General features: G+C 53.5%; 13 protein-coding genes. 8 read left to right on the top strand and 5 right to left on the bottom strand.

The window, feature by feature from the left end; genetic code table 11:
- Nucleotides 1–74: 74 nt before the first annotated feature.
- Both SBL51_RS15755 and SBL51_RS15750 read right to left on the bottom strand, forming a co-directional pair.
- Nucleotides 75–827 (bottom strand): peptidase, encoded by a 753-nt coding sequence (locus tag SBL51_RS15755; RefSeq protein WP_317932041.1) that lies wholly within the window; start codon nucleotides 825–827, stop codon nucleotides 75–77.
- 1249 nt (nucleotides 828–2076) lie between these two features.
- A complete protein-coding gene (locus SBL51_RS15750) occupies nucleotides 2077–3591 on the bottom strand; it encodes a DUF3612 domain-containing protein (RefSeq protein ID WP_317932040.1) in 1515 nt (504 codons plus the stop codon).
- 143 nt (nucleotides 3592–3734) lie between these two features.
- Here SBL51_RS15750 and SBL51_RS15745 point away from each other — a divergent pair, with 143 nt between their 5' ends.
- The 7 genes from SBL51_RS15745 (at nucleotide 3735) to SBL51_RS15715 (ending at nucleotide 12084) form a co-directional block, all read left to right on the top strand.
- The gene (locus tag SBL51_RS15745; protein ID WP_317932039.1) at nucleotides 3735–5921 is read left to right on the top strand and encodes a malate synthase G; all 2187 of its coding nucleotides are present in this window, start codon (nucleotides 3735–3737) and stop codon (nucleotides 5919–5921) included.
- Nucleotides 5922–6038: 117 nt separating this feature from the next.
- Nucleotides 6039–7634: an isocitrate lyase gene (locus SBL51_RS15740; protein ID WP_317932038.1), complete on the top strand. Its 1596-nt coding sequence runs from the start codon at nucleotides 6039–6041 to the stop codon at nucleotides 7632–7634.
- 700 nt (nucleotides 7635–8334) lie between these two features.
- Entirely contained in the window at nucleotides 8335–9111 is a 777-nt protein-coding gene (locus SBL51_RS15735; RefSeq protein ID WP_317932037.1) for a hypothetical protein, read from the top strand.
- Nucleotides 9112–9196: 85 nt separating this feature from the next.
- Nucleotides 9197–9973 (top strand): hypothetical protein, encoded by a 777-nt coding sequence (locus tag SBL51_RS15730; RefSeq protein ID WP_317932036.1) that lies wholly within the window; start codon nucleotides 9197–9199, stop codon nucleotides 9971–9973.
- Between the two features lie 749 nt (nucleotides 9974–10722).
- Entirely contained in the window at nucleotides 10723–11127 is a 405-nt protein-coding gene (gene bamE, locus SBL51_RS15725; RefSeq protein WP_317932035.1) for an outer membrane protein assembly factor BamE, read from the top strand.
- A 19-nt stretch (nucleotides 11128–11146) separates the two neighbouring features.
- The gene (locus SBL51_RS15720; RefSeq protein ID WP_317932034.1) at nucleotides 11147–11674 is read left to right on the top strand and encodes a hypothetical protein; all 528 of its coding nucleotides are present in this window, start codon (nucleotides 11147–11149) and stop codon (nucleotides 11672–11674) included.
- Entirely contained in the window at nucleotides 11671–12084 is a 414-nt protein-coding gene (locus SBL51_RS15715; protein WP_317932033.1) for a hypothetical protein, read from the top strand. The genes SBL51_RS15720 and SBL51_RS15715 overlap by 4 nt, the downstream gene beginning before the upstream one ends.
- A gap of 1025 nt (nucleotides 12085–13109) precedes the next feature.
- Here SBL51_RS15715 and SBL51_RS15710 read toward each other — a convergent pair.
- Entirely contained in the window at nucleotides 13110–13619 is a 510-nt protein-coding gene (locus tag SBL51_RS15710) for a hypothetical protein (RefSeq protein WP_317932032.1), read from the bottom strand.
- A gap of 946 nt (nucleotides 13620–14565) precedes the next feature.
- On the opposite strand from SBL51_RS15710, the gene SBL51_RS15705 reads away from it, so the two are divergent.
- Nucleotides 14566–16281: a di-heme oxidoredictase family protein gene (locus SBL51_RS15705; RefSeq protein ID WP_317932031.1), complete on the top strand. Its 1716-nt coding sequence runs from the start codon at nucleotides 14566–14568 to the stop codon at nucleotides 16279–16281.
- 244 nt (nucleotides 16282–16525) lie between these two features.
- Here SBL51_RS15705 and SBL51_RS15700 read toward each other — a convergent pair whose 3' ends face one another.
- Together SBL51_RS15700 and SBL51_RS15695 are read right to left on the bottom strand one after the other, a co-directional pair.
- On the bottom strand, nucleotides 16526–17398 hold the full coding sequence (locus SBL51_RS15700) for an SDR family oxidoreductase (RefSeq protein ID WP_317932030.1): 873 nt from the start codon (nucleotides 17396–17398) through the stop codon (nucleotides 16526–16528).
- 460 nt (nucleotides 17399–17858) lie between these two features.
- The gene (locus SBL51_RS15695; RefSeq protein ID WP_317932029.1) at nucleotides 17859–19268 is read right to left on the bottom strand and encodes an aromatic ring-hydroxylating dioxygenase subunit alpha; all 1410 of its coding nucleotides are present in this window, start codon (nucleotides 19266–19268) and stop codon (nucleotides 17859–17861) included.
- Nucleotide 19269 lies beyond the last annotated feature (1 nt).

The following is a 19269-nucleotide window of genomic DNA, read 5'->3' as shown; positions in this document are numbered from 1 at the left end:
TTTCAGCCAGGAGTGACGCTCCTGTTGCGAATATTACACAGAAACGCCACCCGGGGTGTTTGATCTACTCCGGATCAGCTCTGGCTAACCGGCGGTGCCGGTGCCCGAGTGGGCTGCCAGGGCAGTGGTTGCAGCTGCTGGAAGGCCTGCTGCATCAAGCTATCCCATGAACTCCGCAGATCACGCAAAAACTCGTCGTCGTCGGAGTAGGAGTAGTAGTAGCCAGGCTGCAGGGTGCCGGTTTCCAGAATCGCCAACTCAATGGGCGGGCCGACGGTTAAATTACTGCGGATGGTGGCATCCATAGAGACCAACGCACAGAGGGCTGCGCTCTCGATCGGCGTCTCCAGAACAATCACCCGGTCCAGAATCGGCTTGCCATATTTGGTTTCGCCTACCTGCAAAAAGGGCTTCTGATTGGACGCGGCAATGTAGTTACCTTCGGAGTAGATAAGATAAAGACCGTTGCTGGAGCCCAAAATCTCGCCGGCCAGCAGAAAGGTGCACTCAAACAGCGGGCCGCCGCCGGTATTGCTCTTTTGTGCCTTAACATTGACCTTGCCCAGGTAGGCCGCTGCCTCCGCCAGGGTGGCGACGGTATTGAGGCTTACCGGTGCCACTTTGGCGATATCGGTCTCCACCTGTGTGATCACTGCCTGAGTCGTCGCCAGGTTGCCCGCCGCGCAGATCACAAACTGACGCTGGCCCGGCACACCATAACGCCACATCTTGCTGTAGCTGCTGATGTTATCCACTCCCGCACTGGTGCGCGAATCGGAAACCATCACGATGCCCTGGTTGACTTTGATTCCTAAGCAATAGGTCACTAAACAGTACTCTCGAGGTTAAAAAACGGCCGACAATGGGAACACAACCGAAGTCGATAAACAAGCGTCTGGCCAACCAAACGCCCTACCCCAACACCACCGGCTACGCGGGCGTCAGCACCGACTCTCCGGATCTTAATCCACCCACCAGGGCGGGCTTAAACCCGCATGAAATCCACCGCCATAAGCGTTACCCAGCTTAGCTCAACTCAGGCTTTTCCACCCGCGAGTGAGCCCTATCAACCAGTGCCTATGCCTCCCAAGACAAAACAGCGCTCCCCGCGGCACAAGGCAATACCAGCAAATTATCCAAGTACAGCTTTCCACGCTAAAAGGCCACCCCAGGGAGGTTGACTCGCTTCGCTCGGCTGGCGCATTTCGGCCAGTATTTCCCTGGCACATCTGCTAATCGACCAGAAGATCGGTTAGCAAAACATTTCCAACAACTAACCCCCAAGCCACCCATGCCCAAACAGTGCTCCCCGCGGCACAAGGATGTGCCGCCATTGGCCCAACGGGCCAATGCGAGCCCGAGGCGATGCCAGCAAAACGACGTTTTTGCGCCGCCATTGACGAAGGCGTGTTTAGCTATCGATCAGGAGATCGATAAGCAAACATAACCCCATCAACTAACCCTAAAACCACCCCACTCAAAACAGTGCTCCCCGCGGCACAAGGATGTGCCGCCATTGGCCCAACGGGCCAATGCGAGCCCGAGGCAATGCAAGCAAAACGACGCTTTTGTGCCGCCATTGCCGAGGGCGTGTTTACGCATCGATATGGATATCGATGCGTAAACCTAAACAAAAAGAACCGCCATTGGCCCAGCGGGCCAATGCGAGCCCGAGGCGATGCAAGCAAAACGACGTTTTTGCGCCGCCATTGACGAGGGCGTGTTTATCAATCGATCAGGAGATCGATAAGCAAACATAAACCCATCACTAGCCCTAAAACCACCCCACTCAAAACAGTGCTCCCCGCGGCACAAGGATGTGCCGCCATTGGCCCAACGGGCCAATGCAAGCCCAAGGCAATGCAAGCAAAACGACGTTTTTGTGCCGCCATTGCCGAGGGCGTGTTTACGCATCGATATGGATATCGATGCGTAAACCTAAACAAAAAGAACCGCCATTGGCCCAGCGGGCCAATGCGAGCCCGAGGCGATGCCAGCAAAACGACGTTTTTGCGCCAGCATTGACGAGGGCGTGTTTATCAATCGATCAGGAGATCGATTGATAAACATAGGTAATCAGCCATAACACTTAGGCGTCCGCGGGCAGACCGCCCCGCGCGAACAGATCAGTCGCGCCTCGCCCCCCAGGCCCGACTCTACCCAGCCAATATTAAGAATCTTAGCGGTGCGCAGCAGATCGCGGCTGATCGATTTGGGAATGGCCGCCTCGCCGCCGCCCTGCACACAGGCCTCGCGCAGCACCGCCGCCAACTCGTGGCCATTTTGATGCTGCGCATCCAGCGCCGGATTGAGGTCGATACCCACGGTCAGCACATGGTCGTTATCGGCCAGGTCCTGCACCTTACGCGACTGGCAGGCGTAGATGCGCGGCCCGCCGGCGCCTTCCATAACCGAAATCTGGGCACAGTCGTGCTCGGCATCGGTATTGATCATGCGAAACACCGCCCAGTGTTGGCAGGCGTCGGCCACCAGCCGCATATTGCCCCACGGCAGGGGGATGCCATTGCCGCGATAGACCGCCTTAAGAGTGCCCGGGGCATAGGCATCAAAGTAGTGCCAGTGTGGGTAGGAGGAGACCGCTGTCATCCGCCGCATGGCCACCGCCGGCGTGACGCCGATAATCTTGTGCACATCGACGCTGTAGGCCATGCGGTCGAGCAGTTGGCGGAACGGTACCTTCGGGCAGAGCAGCGCACCGGCAAAAAAGCTGCACTCAAAATCCCGCCAGGCCTGCAGAATATCGAGCGGGTTTACCTCTGATGAGTAGGCCACGCCAACCTCCCCCTGATTGAGGGTAATGCCCTGGCTGCGGCCGGTTAGCAGCAAACTCTTCACACCATCTTTGTCGTGCAGTGTGCAGTGCCCCAAATGCACCGCCAAGTCGTATTTCAAACGGTCTGGCTGGCTCTTCAGGCGCTCGTTCAAGCAGATCTTATTGGGCGGTTCAAAGTAGGAACGCACCAGGGTTTGTGAGCGCACGCCGGTCTCATCGGCGATCTCCTCCGGCACCGCATCAAACCAGTGAATCTCCAGCCCCATGCGCCCGGCAATGGCGATCAGATCGTGCTCATCCAGCGGCATCCGCTTCTGGCCCACCTCCTCGGCGGCCCGTTCCAGGTCGGGAAAGTGGTTGCGGTGGTACTCCTGGTAGGCGCGAATCAGCAGCTGTGCGAACTGGCGGCCACTGGTGCCGGTCTGGGCAAGCATCTCCGGCAGTGCGATCTGCAGAATATCTTTGGAGAAGAGAAAGCTCGGCTCCAGCGCCATCCCGGAAATGCCACCGCGGTTATTTTTGACCGGGGTTAACTCCTCGTCGGCGGGCGAATCGTCCAGAAACCAGCTCAAATCTTTCTGAAAAACTTCAGCAATCACCTCCAGCATGCCTTCACTGGGTACCCGTTTGCCACGTTCAATCATCGACAGATAAGAGACGGATGGCGCCATTTCGGCGTTGATCTTAACGCAGCGGGAGGAGAGATCCTCCATGGTTAAGTGGTTGTTTTTACGCAAGTTTCGAATCTTGGTGCCCAAAAAATGCGACTTTCGCAGGAGGTTGCTGACGTTTTTCATGTTGTGAAATTTTACCTGTGTAATTTCCTATCCAATTGTGAAATTCACAATGTGAAATTTTATTTGTGAAATTTTAACACAATAAGCATTACACTGCCCTTCGTTCGTTAAACACCATCAACCTTCCACATAGGAACGCAGCCATGGACCTATCCGTTGTTAGTGACAAAGCCGCAAGCCAGGGACTGCTTGCCCGGGTAAACCCAGAGCTTTTTGAGTTTCTGGAGACCTATGTACTGCCCCAAACCAATCTCAATGCCGATGAGTTTTGGGCCGGTTTTGTCCAGCTGATTGATGACCTAACCCCAGAAAACCGCCGCCTGCTGGCCGTGCGCGATGATCTGCAGGCCCGTATCGACCAATGGTGCCAGGAAAACCAGGGCAATATAACGCCCGATGCCTACAAAACCTTTTTACAGGAGATAGGCTACCTGCAACCCCAGGCGATGCCCGAGCCGATCACCACCGAAAACAACGACGCCGAAATCGCCACTATGGCCGGCCCGCAGTTGGTGGTACCGGTGAAAAACGCACGCTTTGCGCTCAACGCCGCCAACGCCCGCTGGGGCAGCCTCTACGACGCCCTGTACGGCTCCGACATCATCGCCACCGAAGGTGAGTTGGCCGCCGGTAAAGGCTACAACCCAGCCCGCGGTCAGGCGGTAGTCGCCTACTGCCAGCAGTTCCTCGACGAGAGCTTCCCGCTCAACAAGGGCAGCCACGCCGACGTGAACCACTACTCCGTCTTCTCCAGCCACCTGGTGGCCTACTTTGCCGACGGCAAAACCACCGGCTTGGCCAACCCGGCGCAATTCGCTGGCTTCGAAGGCGATGCCAACGCACCGGAGTCTGTTCTGCTGCGCAACAACGGCCTGCACGTTGAGCTGGAGCTGGTTACCAGTGGCCAGAGCACCGAGCGCGGTTCGGTGATCAGCGACATCCATATGGAAGCCGCCTTGACCACCATTATGGATTGCGAAGATTCCATCGCCGCCGTCGATGCCGAAGACAAGGTTGAAGTCTACAAAAACTGGCTGGGACTGATGCTCGGCACTCTGGAAGACACCTTCCAGAAAAACGGTGAGACCCTCACCCGCCGCCTGAACGCCGACAAGTCGTTCTTAAGCCCCATGGGTGAAGAGCTGACTCTACCCGGCCGCTCGTTAATGCTGGTACGCAACGTTGGCCTGCTCACCACCAGTGAGCTGATCACCGACGCAGCCGGCAACGAGCTGCCCGAAGGCATTGTCGATGCCGTGGTTACCGCCCTGATCGGCAAACTCGATCTGGACGGCAAAGGCCAGTGCCGCAACAGCCGCACCGGCAGCATCTACATCGTTAAGCCGAAACTGCACGGCCCGGAAGAGGTGCGCTTCACCTGCGAACTGTTCAGCCGCGTCGAGCAGCTGATCGGTCTGCCGAAGAATACCCTGAAGATCGGCATTATGGATGAAGAGCGTCGCACCAGCCTGAACCTGACGGCCTGTATTCTGGCCGCCCGCGATCGCGTCTTCTTTATTAATACCGGCTTCCTGGATCGTACCGGTGACGAGATCCACACCAGCATGATGGCCGGCCCGTTCATGCCCAAGGGCAGCCTGAAAGGCGAAACCTGGCTGCAATCCTACGAGCAGCGCAACGTTGCCATCGGTGTGCAGTGTGGTTTCCCCGGCCGCGCCCAGATCGGTAAAGGCATGTGGGCCATGCCCGATGCCATGGCCGAGATGATGAAACAGAAGATCGGCCACGTGAACGCCGGTGCCACCACCGCCTGGGTGCCCTCACCCACCGCGGCCACGCTGCACGCCATGCACTACCACAAAGTCGATGTCTTCGCTCTGCTGGAAGGTAAGTGCGACGAACAGCCGGCGCCGGTGACCGACCTGCTGCAACTGCCACTGCTGGCAGAGCCCGGCAGCCTGAGCGCCGAGCAGATCGAGCGCGAGCTGGAAAACAACTGCCAGGGCATTCTCGGTTACGTGGTGCGCTGGATCGACCAGGGCGTCGGCTGCTCCAAGGTGCCCGACATCAACGGCCTGGGCCTGATGGAAGATCGCGCCACCCTGCGCATCTCCAGCCAGCACATCGCCAACTGGTTGACCCACGGCATCTGCACCAGTGAGCAGGTACAAACGGTCCTGGCGCGCATGGCGGCGGTGGTCGACGAGCAGAACGCCGGCGACCCGAGCTATGACGCCATGGCGCCCAATGTGGAGAACAGCATCGCCTACCAGGCCGCCCGCGCCCTGATTTTTGAAGGCCGCCAGCAGCCCAACGGCTACACCGAACCGCTGTTGCACCGCTACCGCCGCCTGAAAAAAAGCGCTTGAGCACTGAATAACAGACTACGGGCAAACAACAAGCCGCCGCCCCCCAAAAAAGGGGCGGCAAACCCGAACAACGAGAAACAAAACGCTTATCAATTTTGCAATTTGGAGATTCAAACAATGCCGAACTACCAAAACACCATCGCCGAAGCGGGTCAGGCCATCGAAGGTAACGCCACCTGGAACGCCATCAACGCCGAATCCGTCGCCCGCATGCGTTTGCAAAACCGTTTCAAAACCGGTTTGGACATCGCCAAATACACCGCCAAAATCATGCGTGAAGATATGGCCGCCTACGACCAGGACCACGCCAACTACACCCAATCACTGGGCTGCTGGCACGGTTTTATCGGCCAACAAAAAATGATCGCCATCAAAAAACATTTTGGTGATACCAAGCGCCGTTACCTCTACCTCTCTGGCTGGATGATCGCCGCCCTGCGTTCCGACTTTGGCCCGCTGCCCGACCAATCCATGCACGAGAAAACCGCCGTGCCCGGTCTGATCGAAGAGCTCTACACCTTCCTGCGCCAGGCTGATGCCCGCGAGATGGGTGGCCTGTTCCGCGCCCTGGATGCCGCCCGTGATGCCGGCGACCAGATAAAAGCCAAAGACATACAGAACCAAATCGACAACTTCCAAACCCACGTGGTGCCCATCATCGCCGATATCGACGCCGGTTTCGGTAACGAAGAGGCCACCTACCTGTTGGCTAAGAAGATGATTGAAGCCGGTGCCTGTTGTATTCAGATTGAAAACCAGGTTTCCGACGAGAAACAGTGTGGCCATCAGGACGGTAAAGTAACCGTGCCCCACGCCGACTTCCTCGCCAAAATCCGCGCGGTTCGCTACGCGTTTATGGAGCTGGGTGTTGACGACGGTGTCATCGTTGCGCGTACCGACTCCCTCGGTGCCGGCCTCACCAAACAGATCGCCGTAACCAACGCACCGGGCGACCTGGGCGACCAGTACAACAGTTTCCTCGATGGCGAATACGTTAACAGCGCCGATGAAATTCAAAACGGCGACGTGGTGATCAAAGCCAACGGCAAACTGCTGAAGCCAAAACGTCTGCCCAGCAACCTGTTCCAGTTCCGCAAAGGCACCGGTGAAGATCGCGTCGTGTTGGACTGCATCACCTCACTGCAAAACGGCGCCGACCTGCTCTGGATCGAAACCGAAAAACCCCACGTCGGCCAGATCGCCGGCATGGTTGATCGCATCCGTGCGGTAGTGCCCAACGCCAAGCTGGTGTACAACAACAGCCCATCGTTCAACTGGACGCTTAACTTCCGTCAACAAGTGTTCGATGCCTGGAGTGAAGAGGGTAAAAATGTTGCCGCTTACGACCGCGCCAACCTGATGAGCGCCGAGTACGACGAAACCGAACTCTCTATTGAAGCCGACCGTCGCATTCAAAGCTTCCAGAAAGATGCCGCGGCCAACGCCGGTGTGTTCCACCACCTGATCACACTGCCCACCTACCACACTGCGGCCCTGTCTACCGACAACCTGGCCAAAGAGTACTTCGGTGAGCAAGGCATGCTGGGCTACGTTGCCGGTGTACAGCGCAAAGAGATTCGCCAAGGCATCGCCTGCGTGAAACACCAAAACATGGCCGGCTCCGACATGGGCGACGATCACAAAGAGTACTTCTCCGGTGACGCCGCACTGAAGGCCTCTGGTAAAGACAACACTATGAATCAGTTTGGTTAATGGTTGAACAACCATAACCATCGGCGAGCCGCTTAAAATCAAACAACGCTACACCGTTGCACAGATTTTAAGCGGTAATAATAAAGAGGAAAGAAAATAGCTTCTTTATTAACCCACAAAAAGTTCACTACTTCTTCAGCCCGGCTATGCCGGGTTTTTTTATTTTTGAAAATCTGGATAGGGCAAATTCCAAGGGAAGATTTTAAGTAATCGGATTATTTCACAACTTAATCTTTTTGAACTATCCCTCAAAAAATGAACGACAGAGGCACATTAACTCAACCACAAAACACCGCTGCCAGCTTACTGCGTATAGACACACGGCAAAACATTCGATTGCTCACCAAGTTATTTCATTCGACCGCAACGCCTGAGTATTTTTTAATCACCACTGCTTCCCGACCTCATAAATCGTCCGCTTATCCGAAGCGGCTCAGGCAATAACAACTTTTTTGTGACTTTTTTTGCAATTTATTGGGCTGTCGTCTAATTCTATTCACAGATTAATTATCAACAACACTGTTGCTATAAAGCAGAGATGGACCGCCACCACGGCTAACGGATTTAGAAGTTTATGACCACGCTGTACCTGCCAATTTTGTGCAATTTTTAACCTAGCACTATTTATACTCCTCACCCAAATTCGTTCTCAATCTTCCATTAGAGAACCACTACCCTTCGTTGTAAGTAAGGTTTAACTATGCTCAAAAAATCGATTGTTCCCTTGTTAATTGCAGGCGCCCTGTCGACTTCAGTTACTGTAGGCGCAGAGCCGGCGGTTGATGCAATCAACGCAAAAGCCTCCTTGATTGTTGGTAGCGATGAGGTATCGCTGGTCGATGTTAACCTCACACTACCGGTAACCCATGCAATCGGTGCGCAGGTGGATATCGCCTCCGGCAACCATGAATTGGGCAATGTCTCGGCGGTGAGCGGCCATCTTTTTTGGCGTGACCCAAGCTCCGCTCTGCTGGGCGTGATTGCCAGCTGGCACTCGTTCGAGCTGATCGATAATCGGCGTATCGCTTTACAAGGGGAAAAGTTCTTAAACGATATAACCCTGCGAGCCATCGCCGGTTATGAAAGTAGCAAAGCAGAAGAAGCAGGCCACTCGGATACCATCGAAGACGCCTATGGCAAGTTCAAAGCCACCTGGTATCCGCAGAATAATCTCGCGCTGTACACCAAGTTGAATCAACACCACGAACGCACCGGTGGCGGCATTGGCGCGGAATGGCAAGCGGGTTACAGCGCGAATATCGGCTATTCACTGTTTGCGGAACTCGACCATACCGAAGGCGAAGGTAACCGAGGCCTGGTAGGAATTCGCTTCTATTTTGACGGCGGTAAATCACTTATCCAACGCCACCGCAGCGCCGATCCAGACAGCGGCAACGATTTCTGGAACAACAACACCTCCCCCATGTGCGATGGCTCTGCAGCCAGTAGAGCTTTCTACCCAGGCATCTGCGGATAAACAGATTGACTAAGGCTGGGCTGTAGCCAACACCCAACAACTGCCCGCGTTTTAATTAACACGAAACTCGCTTAAAGGAACTGAAATGAAAAAATCCACCCAGGCCGTACTGGCGCTCGCCGGTTTAGTTACCGCCGTTAGCGCCAGCGCGGTTGAACCCGCTGTTGACGCAATCAATGGTAAGTTAACCCTGCACACAGGCCACAGTGAAACCTCAGCAATGGAGGCTACCCTCACCGCCCCCGTTACCGATAGCCTGGGAATACAGGTCGACCTGGTCTCAGGTAATCACGAAGCCGGCAATCTCTCCGCGGCCGCCGGCCATCTTTTTTGGCGCAACCCAGAGAACGCCATGGTTGGCGTCATCGGCTCCTGGCACGCCATTGATGACTTCAAAAACTATCGCCTGGGCGTTGAAGCAGAAAAATTCTTCACAAACTTTACCGCGCACGCCATCGCCGGATATGAACGATCAGAGATAGACACCAGTGGCTACTCCGTCGCCGATGAAGACCCCTACCTGAAGCTCAAGGGCAGCTGGTACGCGAATGAAAATTTGGCTCTCTATGCCAAGCTCAATCACCATCACGATAGCAGTCCCAGCGAAACCATCGGCTTTGAGTGGCAACCCGGTTACCAGGATTTTATTGGCTTCTCCCTCTACGCCGAGCTTGATCACCACGATGATGCGGGCTACCGCGGTATGTTCGGAATTCGCTTCTATTTAGACGCGGGTAAATCTCTGATCAAACGCCACCGCAGCGCCGACCCCGACAGCGGTTACGACGCCATGAATATCGCCAGCCCAGCTTGGATCGCCGCCCACTCCCAACCACAAGGCTGCTACGTTTTCTGCTCTTAATCGACTCGCAGCACTAACCATCGCCCCGCGCAATAACACCAAGAATTTAGGGTTACCGAAATAGGATTTAGTTGGTTAGGTCGTTCTTTGTATTTAGCCCGGCAAAGCCGGGCTTTTTCTTTGATTGATAAGAATGTATGGGTGAAAGGATTTTGATGTGGAGTGTTTAATGGATAAAATTAATGCCTGATTTTATTTCCGATTGATTGTTCGATTACCCAACGCTTGCAGCTTTTAGTTTAGATTGCTATTCACGCGTTCCTAAAAGTTCTTCAATCGTGCAAGTTGACCAAGCGGCGAATTTCCGTCGCGCCTTGTCAGGAAACTCAACTCTCGTGGCGCTTACTATAAAAGCGCTCCTTAAACGCGACAAACTGCTCTACACTTTTTCGGTGAAACTCGATTCTGAACTTGCGTTATTGCCGGCCTAAACGCCACTGTGAATACAGAGCCAGCACGTAGATACCTCTACCTCTTAACCTGTCATTTCATACAGATGACACCAACAAACAATACGACGTACACAGTAATCTGTTGATTTTAATAACATATCTGTCGAAATTTAATCTGGCACTTAATTAATGGATTAAGTTAGTATTGGGGACTTAGGTGCAATTGTGCCCAAACTCACCGGCATCATACGGGTGCAACCGGCTAATTGGCCGCGCTAACCCAGCGAAGATAAGGCCACAAGCCGGCCCGAAATACCGCGAAGGAACGAAGTGATTGAGCAATAACAGGAGTACGCAATGAAAAACCTACTGCCCCTAACCCTGGCCGCCCTCTTACTGGGTGGCTGCACCAGCGCGGCCCAGCACGCCCAGGATGTGGGTATCGACAACGGCGAACAGCTCACCGTCGGCACGGTACAGAAGGAGATCAAAATCGGCATGTCCGGCGCCCAGGTGGCGGAAGTGTTGGGCTCGCCCAATATCGTCTCCACCGATGAACAGCGCCGCGAAGTGTGGGTGTACGACAAGGTCGCCACCGACACCGTCACCTCCTCCAGCAACAGCTGGGTCTTTCTGGTATTAGCCGGTGGTAACACCAGCGCCAAAGCCCGCTCCACGACACAACGCACCCTGACCATCATTATTAAATTTGATGAGAACAACCTGGTTCGCGACTTCGCCTACCACTCATCCAAATTTTAATGCGGGTTAGGGAAGTGTGATGAGTAAACCAATCTGCCTGGCGTTAATGGCGCTAGCCCTGCTGTTTGCCAGCGGGGCGGGCGCCGCTAAGCCCACCTTTGAGTTATCCACCTCCACCCTGGAAGACCGGCAGCAGCAGACCCGCCTCTACGAAACCGAAGATGAAGTTGCCCTGCTCTCTGCCGGTATCGCCGTACTGCAGGACATGGGCTACAACATAGTCACCACCGAGAAAGACGTCGGCTTGATCACCGCCTCAAAAAATGTCAGTGCCAAAAGCGGTAAACAGATTGCGGCGGCCATCTTTGTGGCTGTGGTAACAGGCGTCGACATAGCAACCGACAAAGAACAGCAGATCAACGTCTCGCTGGTTACCAACCGCTCTCAACTTAGAGAGGGCTACCTCGCCCGCGTCACCTTTCAACGCATTGTCTGGAATGACCGCGGCCGAGTATCCCGTGCCGAGACCATTCAAACCCCGGAACTCTACGAAGAGTTCTTCGATAAGCTGTCCAAATCGGTATTCCTGGAGGCTAATAAAATATGAACGTCAGAATCCTCCTCCTGGCCCTGTTGCCACTACTCCTCACCGCCTGCGCCGGTCAGGATAAACGCATCCTCGGCGGCGACAACCAGGTGGAACTGCGCAACATGCAATCCAGAACCTTTGAAACCAACGATCAAAACAGGGTGGTCAGAACCGTTATCGCCACCATGCAGGATCTAAGTTTCGTGATCAGCAATGCCGACGCCGAACTGGGTACCGTCTCCGGCATGAAACTGGATGGCTACAATATGAAAATGACGGTAACAGTCAGACAGAAATCGGAAAACCAGATGTTGGTACGGGCCAATGCCCAGTACAACTTAAAAGCGATTGAAGACCCGGCGGTGTACCAGGACTTTTTTACGGCTTTGGAAAAAGCGATGTTTTTGACGGCTAATGCGGTGGAGTAGTGGTTGCTGGTTTCGGATTGTGCAGCCAATCTTCGACAACTAATTACCCAGCTCTTGAGAATTAAATACCATTAGGCGATGAAAAGTCGGTTTTTCTTATCATTCGTATCAAAGTAATGAAGAGATACTGTCACGATGAGCATTTGCTCCGACATTTAAGCCAAATTCAAAAAGGCTCACTTCGAAGCCTTTTGTTTAGCCTTTGTTTACCTGGATCGACTTTCAGATAGCCAGCGAAAAGTTATTTGGTCCAATCATTGGTGGCATATACCACAACAATATCAGCCACATACTCTCCTATCACTTCTGCTGCAATTCAATAATTGCCTTACCCACCCACAAAAATGCCACTCCAACCCAATTACATGCCTACCCAAGCGAGAAAATTCTACCAGCGAGAGGCAATTTGCCGCCTTAGGTAGAAAAATTGCCTCCTTACCTAGCACCAAAGTGACTGCGATAGCCATTTTTGCCTCTGCCACTGGCAATTTGCTACCCAGCACAGGCAATTTGCTAGGTCAATCTAGTATTGTTCTATCTCGATGTGGAACTTTTCTTGGTTCGACTGGCATTTTTCCTAGTTTAGGTAGCATTTTTCTAGATTCAACCAGCACTTTTCTATGTTGATTGGGAAATGCGCTCACTCAAACAGGGACTTTTCTCGCGTAGAGGTAGCCAGAGATGGGATGGGTGGGCATTTCGTTGTGTTGCTTTGGTAAAGCTAGCACCGCGGTTATGAAGGATTTATTGGTTATGGGAAGGGTTGGCGCCCTAACGGCGGCGAGGGCTAACTGGTCCCTAATAAATTGATCAAAGGCGGGTTAATTAAACACGGTTAGGTTTAAAGCGTTTTGTGGTATAGCGGATTGTCGAAATGCGTCTAGGTGACTCTCGGTTTATTGAAAATTAATTTAACCCAAACCGCTTTGACTGCAAGTGGCTTGCTGGTTATTAGCTATGCAGGCTTAACAGCTTAACCAACAACACCACTTGCAGCTCTGCTTTTTAATAGCTTTTACTGGAGTTTACTCAGTTGCTTCCAACGTTGCCACTGGTGTATCAACGGCCGTATTGGCACCACGCCCCCTTCCCGGAAACCGGACAGAGAGATCGTCGGCGATGCTTTTGGCATTGGGCACTTGTGATTGCGCGGCCACCTTTACCGAGCGGTAGAAGACCAACGCCGCCTGGTAGGCTTCGCTGCCGGCGAGTGTCAGGCTGTCGTCGACGTTATCAAGTAGTGGTCGTAATAAACGGGTGAGTTCACCCAGCATACGCACCGCACGCATATCCCGGTCGAGCGCCTGAAAATCCAAAAACTGCGGCACCAGCTCCGCATGGTTGCGGCCATATTCATAGCTTTTATCAACAAAGGCGACGGTGCGCTCTCCCAGCTTGGGCAACTCCAGGCGGCTTTGCGCGGTGAGGCTGACGACGTGTGGTGCCAGTTGTTCGACGACGGTTTGGATATTGTTGATCACCGAATCAAACTCTTCATCGCTCATGGTAAAGTCGTAGATATTATTTAGCGGCATAATCTGTTCCTGTGGTTATGGGTAGGCAATGAGGTGTATCGCGTAATTGCAGCCCAGAGCCGGTAAAAACCTAGGGTCGTCGCACCGCATTACCTCACACCTTAACCACCCCGTACCACCGATGGACTCAACCGCCTGGCGTTGACAACCCAGGTTAAACCACTACCCGCTCTGCACTGGCGGGGGATTTTAAGAGGTCACTCTATTTGTGTTTGTGAAGGGAGCCGCCTTTTTTGGGATCACCTATTTTTAGACAGTGGTAAGGTTTACAGGTGAACAGGCCTTCGATTCAGAATTGCAACTCTTAACTACTACTCGCTTCACTCTCCTACCTACTTTATAAGACCGCCATACGCAGCGATCTATTTTTATCAAAGTCTCAATCTCCAAAAGCATCTAACTAGCTGTTATTAACTTCCCCATCACCTCGTAAATTAGAGACAGAACCAACAATCAGCCGTCAATTTAACCACGTACACGCAAACCACCCAATTAAACCGTAACGCCAGAGCCAACATAAGCTGTCACTTAAAACAACCAGCAGACAATAGAACAACAAACTCTTCAATATCGATTTATTTCACCCCCTCAAAAACAACCCTCACCCATCTGCAACAATTAATCTCCAGAAAGCTAATAACAACAAATTAGAAACTTTTTTAATTTTTATAATATTTAACACCCCAATGTTCTTTAGGTGTAAGTTTTTGTTAAGAATAGATAACCACTAAAGACATATAAATAGCATCTAATGTATTAATTTGCCCAGCTAAAAACCATAACCTTTTTATACAACCTGTTTGCCAATTTTCACAGCCGCACGTAGTCACACCATCCATACAGAACTTTTCGAGCAGCATAAATTCACCTCAGTAATTTTATTTTTATCTACTGAGCACATTAAATAAATTCAATAACCACCCGATAGCTTTTTGTGGAGGAAGGGATGCGATACCAAACGATGCTATTGACCAGCGCACTAGGAGTGATCCTTCTGGCGCTTACCGCCTGCGGCGGAGTTAAATCCCGCAACGATCAGCCGCTGGCTGATCAACGTAATTTAATCGATGACGTGCGTTACTCACAGGATGATATCAACCAGGGTAATGTCGCTTTTGAAGATCTTTTTTATGCGGGTAAACATATCTTCTCCAACCGTTTTACCGCCGAAGACCATTACGGTGAACACCCGCAACTGGGGCCGCGCACCAGTAATTACAAACTGTTCGGCCGCCCCGGCTACCCCTTTCTCCGCTTTAACGGCCTCGATTCGCAATCCTGCCTGGAATGCCACTTGGCCGCGGGCTTTGCCCCCCAGAAAAATTATCTGGCCGATAACAGCCAAATTCGCTTTGCCAAGCAACCCGGCTTTACCGGTGGTGGTGCCGGCTTTGCCTCCAACGCCTTTGGCTTGGCGGATTTTGCCTGTTCCGCCGAGCAACCAGGCTGCGAACCACAATACGCAACCCGGGGTATTATTCGCAACCCGCCCCACGCCTTTGGTGCCGGTTATACCCAGAGCCTGGCCGAGGAGATGAGTTGGGATCTTCAGGAAAAATTGATGCAGGCTCAGGCCAACCCCGGAACCGAGGTTGAACTGATTACTAAGGGCATCAGCTTTGGCAGAATTAAGGTGCTGCCAGACGGCACACTGGATACATCAATGCTTGAGGGCATCAGCAAAGACCTCACCGTGCGCCCCTTCCAGTGGCGTGGCATTGCCAGCAACCTACGCAATTTTGTGCGCGACGCCATGAACTTTCACTTCAGTGTTCAGCCAGCGGAATTTTTGCGCGATCACCCAGATATGGACGATAACGATAGTCTCTACGATGAAATTTTAGAGGGGGAGGTAACCGCGGTGGCTACCTATCTCGCCTTTTTGCGACCACCGGTAGAGTCCAGCAAAGGGCTTGATGCGGCGCAGGTGAGCCACGGCCGGGTACTCTTTGAGCAGGTGGGCTGCAGCAGTTGCCATGTGCCGAGCCTAACCCTCAATCACGATATAGCCACCATCCGTGACCCGCGCATGGACCAATCTATGACCGGTGAAATTAACCAGATGATGTCCACCTCTTACAACTCGGTCGCCCCGAAAATCGAGGGCGATATGGTCAGCCGGGGTTACTTCATCACCGCCCCCTACGGCGTGCCGCCCACCATCGAAAAGTTTGTGGTCAAGCACACCATGGTCGAGAAGATGCCGCCGGGCGAGGTGGTCACCAGTGATAAGCTTTCACTTTGGTTACAGCAGAAGTTAAAAGGCTATAACCACACCTTAAGTTTTAAAAAGGGGCCACCGGAAACCCAACCACGCCTGCCCAACAGTGGCGACCAGGTTGAAGTTCCGCTCTATAGCGATCTGAAACGGCATCAACTGGGTAACAACTTGGCAGAGCCGACCAAAGAGCCGCAGAAAGATGATGGTGGCAATGCCGTTGCCGATACCCTCTTTTTAACCCGGCCACTGTGGGGGGTGGCCGATACCGCCCCGTGGATGCACGACGGTCGCGCGCTTAGCCTGGACGCCGCCATTAAGATGCATAAAGGTGAAGCGTCGGAAGCGAACGGCTCGATCGATAGCTACCTGGCTCTGGCAGAGAGCGAGCAAGAGGCCATCAGAGCCTTTTTATCCAGCCTGCGCCTACCGGTTATACAGTAGTTAACTCGTAGCAAACCCTGCTGGCGGCTCGATATTTTTTGGGGCCGCTGGCTGTGGCTGGCCACAGACTTCCCTGCTGTTTATTGCGGGCTCTGCACTTTATCTCAATCCGGCTATCGCAACCCTGTTATAGCAACCCTTTTTTTACTAGAAACCTTGCTACGCCGTTGAACGTTTAATCACGCTCCGCTGCACAGTTTAATGCACCCTCTACAACAGGTTGTGGCCTGCCACAGGTAGCGTGCTAATCCTCCGCCAGCGGCGGCCTACCCTGTTCCTGCTCATAACGTTCGATATCGTCAAAGCAGGCTTCAATCACACTGGAGTAGGTATCGCGAAACGCCTGGCGCTGTTCGGCGTGATCGAAAACAAAGGGGCGGTTATTGCGCACGGCGGCCAATACCATGGGGGCGACCCCTTCCGGGGTGTAGAACTTCAACGGATTATCTTTAAAGGATTTTTCCGGCACCTGCACCGCCGCCTGTGGCTGTGGGCCACCAAATTGTGGCGGCCGGTAGAGGCCGTTGCGCTCTTTCATGCCGCTTTTAACTCCACCCGGGCAGTAGGTGGTGGTGTGAATGCCGTGCGCGTTTATCTCCATGGCCCGGTTCATCATCAGGCCGATAATGCCCATCTTGGCGGCGGAGTAAACCACATGCTGCGGCACCCAGCCCGGCAACAGCCCGGCCATGGAGGCGGTGGCGGTAATGTGGCCAATGCCCGCGGCTATCATATCCGGCAAAAAGGCACGGATAGTGTTCATCACCCCCATTAAATTGACCTGCACAATCCAGTCAACGTCGTCATCGGTCATCTCCACCAAAGGGTCAAACGAGGTGGCCCCGGCATTGGCAAACAGCAGTTGCACCTCACCCAATTCGGTGTTGACCGCCTGCTTCATCGCGCGGATGGAGGCCCGGTCGCAGACGTCACAGTGCAGCGCCAGCGCCCGGCCACCACTGCCGTTGATTTCGTCAGCCACCTGCTGGGCGTTAGCAATCATGATATCGGCAATAGCCACGGTGGTACCCTCACGGGCCAGCGCCAACGCCAGGCCCCGGCCGATGCCGGTGCCGCCCCCGGTAATAACTGCGGTTTTATTATTAATATCGGTCATTGTTTTTCTCTTGGTGATCTAACTTCTCTGCGCGAGATAGCTGTACAGCGTTATTATTTTTGTTCAATACGGTGAAAACTAATAAGCAATAGTGGCAATTAGCCATCGCAAGCACCAGCGAGTGTGCAAAGCATGGTACACCAATATCACGCCATTTAGGATTCGGGGGGCACTCTACGCGTTGTGGGTCAGCGCAAGGGAATTGGCTTTATCAAAGAAGGAGAGATTTCTTGAGACGCTTCGGGCAGGCTATAGCGATACCGGTAAGGTTATCTCGCGGGCAGCACCGATCTTAAGCGCCGCGTTTATCCGCATTACCGAACCCGTACTTTTTGCCTCCGGGTTCGGGTTCGGCTGCGGCAGGCTGTGCCCGCGTTGCATTAACGCTGTTGGAATCAGCCCTGTAAAAACAACTTGTTAAAGCACTTTTTTAGTTCAGCCTGGTTGAAGCTATTCACTGTTAATCGCACCCTTTAAAGTGAATATCCTTAATCGGGGCATCGAAGGCGCCGCTGGCGGTTTGATAAGCATCCACCAGATCACTCGCCGCCAAGCCGGCCAGATAACCATCAATTAAGCGTTGGTAATTGCTGATCATCCCCTCTCCCGGCAGGCCTTCACCGCCTTTGGCAATCCGTAAAAACTCCATGTTATGCAAACCCAGCTGTTGAATTGGCAGGTTGGAGTAGTCCTGACGGGGAATTTCAGGGAATTGAGACGAATTGTAGGGCAGCATGGTTGGTTCAGCGGGGGGCTCGCGGTCATCGCCTTCGGGAGGGATCACCAGCGACCATATCTCAAACAGGCAGGTCTCCGGCGTTAATGGCCGAATGCGATAGGAGGACATAGCGCCCACCATGGGCAATAAAAAGAAGTTGGGAAAGGTAAATTCCACCGGGCTGAATTGATGATCCTGCACCACCTGCAAAATATCAAACATGGGCACGCCGCGGGCCAGTGCATCTTTTGCCACTTCAGCGTAGGTTGTGCCGTAGAACATCTGCGCGGCTAGATCGGGGTCGTCGGGCAGCTCCATATGACGCAGCTTTTCAATCACCTCCATCTCGGTTTTATGGACCATTCCGTCCATGCCGGCACTTAGACGCGCCAGGAAATCGGCATTGAGGTTGGCCACCTCGCGTGCGCTGAGATTTTCGTTAACTGCTTTGCCGTCGGCATCCGGCCCATAGTTGCGGTTGGCTTTATAGGTAAGCTCGTGCAGCTGTGGGTGGGTTTGCATCACATGGTAACCCTCCTGGAAGGCCTCAATCGCCAGCTTCCAGTTGGTGGGCAACACGGTGCCACACCACCAATCCATACGCAGCTTCTCGGCGTGACGGGCATCAATGCGATCCGCCAGGGGGCCCAGGCAGTCGCGCAGCGGCACGGCGTCGTTGTCGAAATTGATAAAGGCACAACCGGCCCAGGTCTCCAGGCGTACGGGCACTAAATCGATCTCGGACTGTTCCAGCAGCGATTCAGAAAAGATATTGCGGCCGTAGACAAAAGTGCAGCGACCCTGCTCATTAAATTGCCAGCCGTGAAAGGGACAGGTAAACCCGGATTCGGAGAGTTGGCCAGGGCCATTGGCCAGTTTTACACCGCGGTGCCGGCAGGCATTGAGAAAGGCCTTCACACCCTGGCTGCTGTTAATCACAATCACCGAGCGATCCAGAATATCGTAGGCCACATAGTCGCCCACTTCAGGAATCTCTTCCAGGCGGCAGGCCATCTGCCAGACGCGCGGCCAGAGCTGCTCCTGTTCCAGTTTGAAAAACGCTTCGTCGTAGTAGCGCCGGGCGGGAATCAATTCCGGGTTTTCAATTCGAAAGGGAACAGACTCCAGTTTGGTTTTATTATCGTTGGCCATT

The sequence above is a fragment of the Halioxenophilus sp. WMMB6 genome (assembly GCF_033283405.1).
In the GTDB taxonomy this organism is placed as follows: Bacteria; Pseudomonadota; Gammaproteobacteria; order Pseudomonadales; family Cellvibrionaceae; genus Halioxenophilus.
Note: the sequence above shows the minus strand (reverse complement) of the source record. Positions and strands in the feature narration are given on the sequence as shown.

Excerpts from the sequence above, each read along its gene's own strand:
- SBL51_RS15750 (WP_317932040.1), bottom strand. The coding sequence starts at position 3,591 with ATGAAAAACGTCAGCAACCTCCTGCGAAAGTCGCATTTTTTGGGCACC.
- SBL51_RS15745 (WP_317932039.1), top strand. The coding sequence starts at position 3,735 with ATGGACCTATCCGTTGTTAGTGACAAAGCCGCAAGCCAGGGACTGCTT.
- SBL51_RS15740 (WP_317932038.1), top strand. The coding sequence starts at position 6,039 with ATGCCGAACTACCAAAACACCATCGCCGAAGCGGGTCAGGCCATCGAA.
- SBL51_RS15735 (WP_317932037.1), top strand. The coding sequence starts at position 8,335 with ATGCTCAAAAAATCGATTGTTCCCTTGTTAATTGCAGGCGCCCTGTCG.
- SBL51_RS15730 (WP_317932036.1), top strand. The coding sequence starts at position 9,197 with ATGAAAAAATCCACCCAGGCCGTACTGGCGCTCGCCGGTTTAGTTACC.
- bamE (WP_317932035.1), top strand. The coding sequence starts at position 10,723 with ATGAAAAACCTACTGCCCCTAACCCTGGCCGCCCTCTTACTGGGTGGC.
- SBL51_RS15720 (WP_317932034.1), top strand. The coding sequence starts at position 11,147 with ATGAGTAAACCAATCTGCCTGGCGTTAATGGCGCTAGCCCTGCTGTTT.
- SBL51_RS15715 (WP_317932033.1), top strand. The coding sequence starts at position 11,671 with ATGAACGTCAGAATCCTCCTCCTGGCCCTGTTGCCACTACTCCTCACC.
- SBL51_RS15710 (WP_317932032.1), bottom strand. The coding sequence starts at position 13,619 with ATGCCGCTAAATAATATCTACGACTTTACCATGAGCGATGAAGAGTTT.
- SBL51_RS15705 (WP_317932031.1), top strand. The coding sequence starts at position 14,566 with ATGCGATACCAAACGATGCTATTGACCAGCGCACTAGGAGTGATCCTT.
- SBL51_RS15700 (WP_317932030.1), bottom strand. The coding sequence starts at position 17,398 with ATGACCGATATTAATAATAAAACCGCAGTTATTACCGGGGGCGGCACC.
- SBL51_RS15695 (WP_317932029.1), bottom strand. The coding sequence starts at position 19,268 with ATGGCCAACGATAATAAAACCAAACTGGAGTCTGTTCCCTTTCGAATT.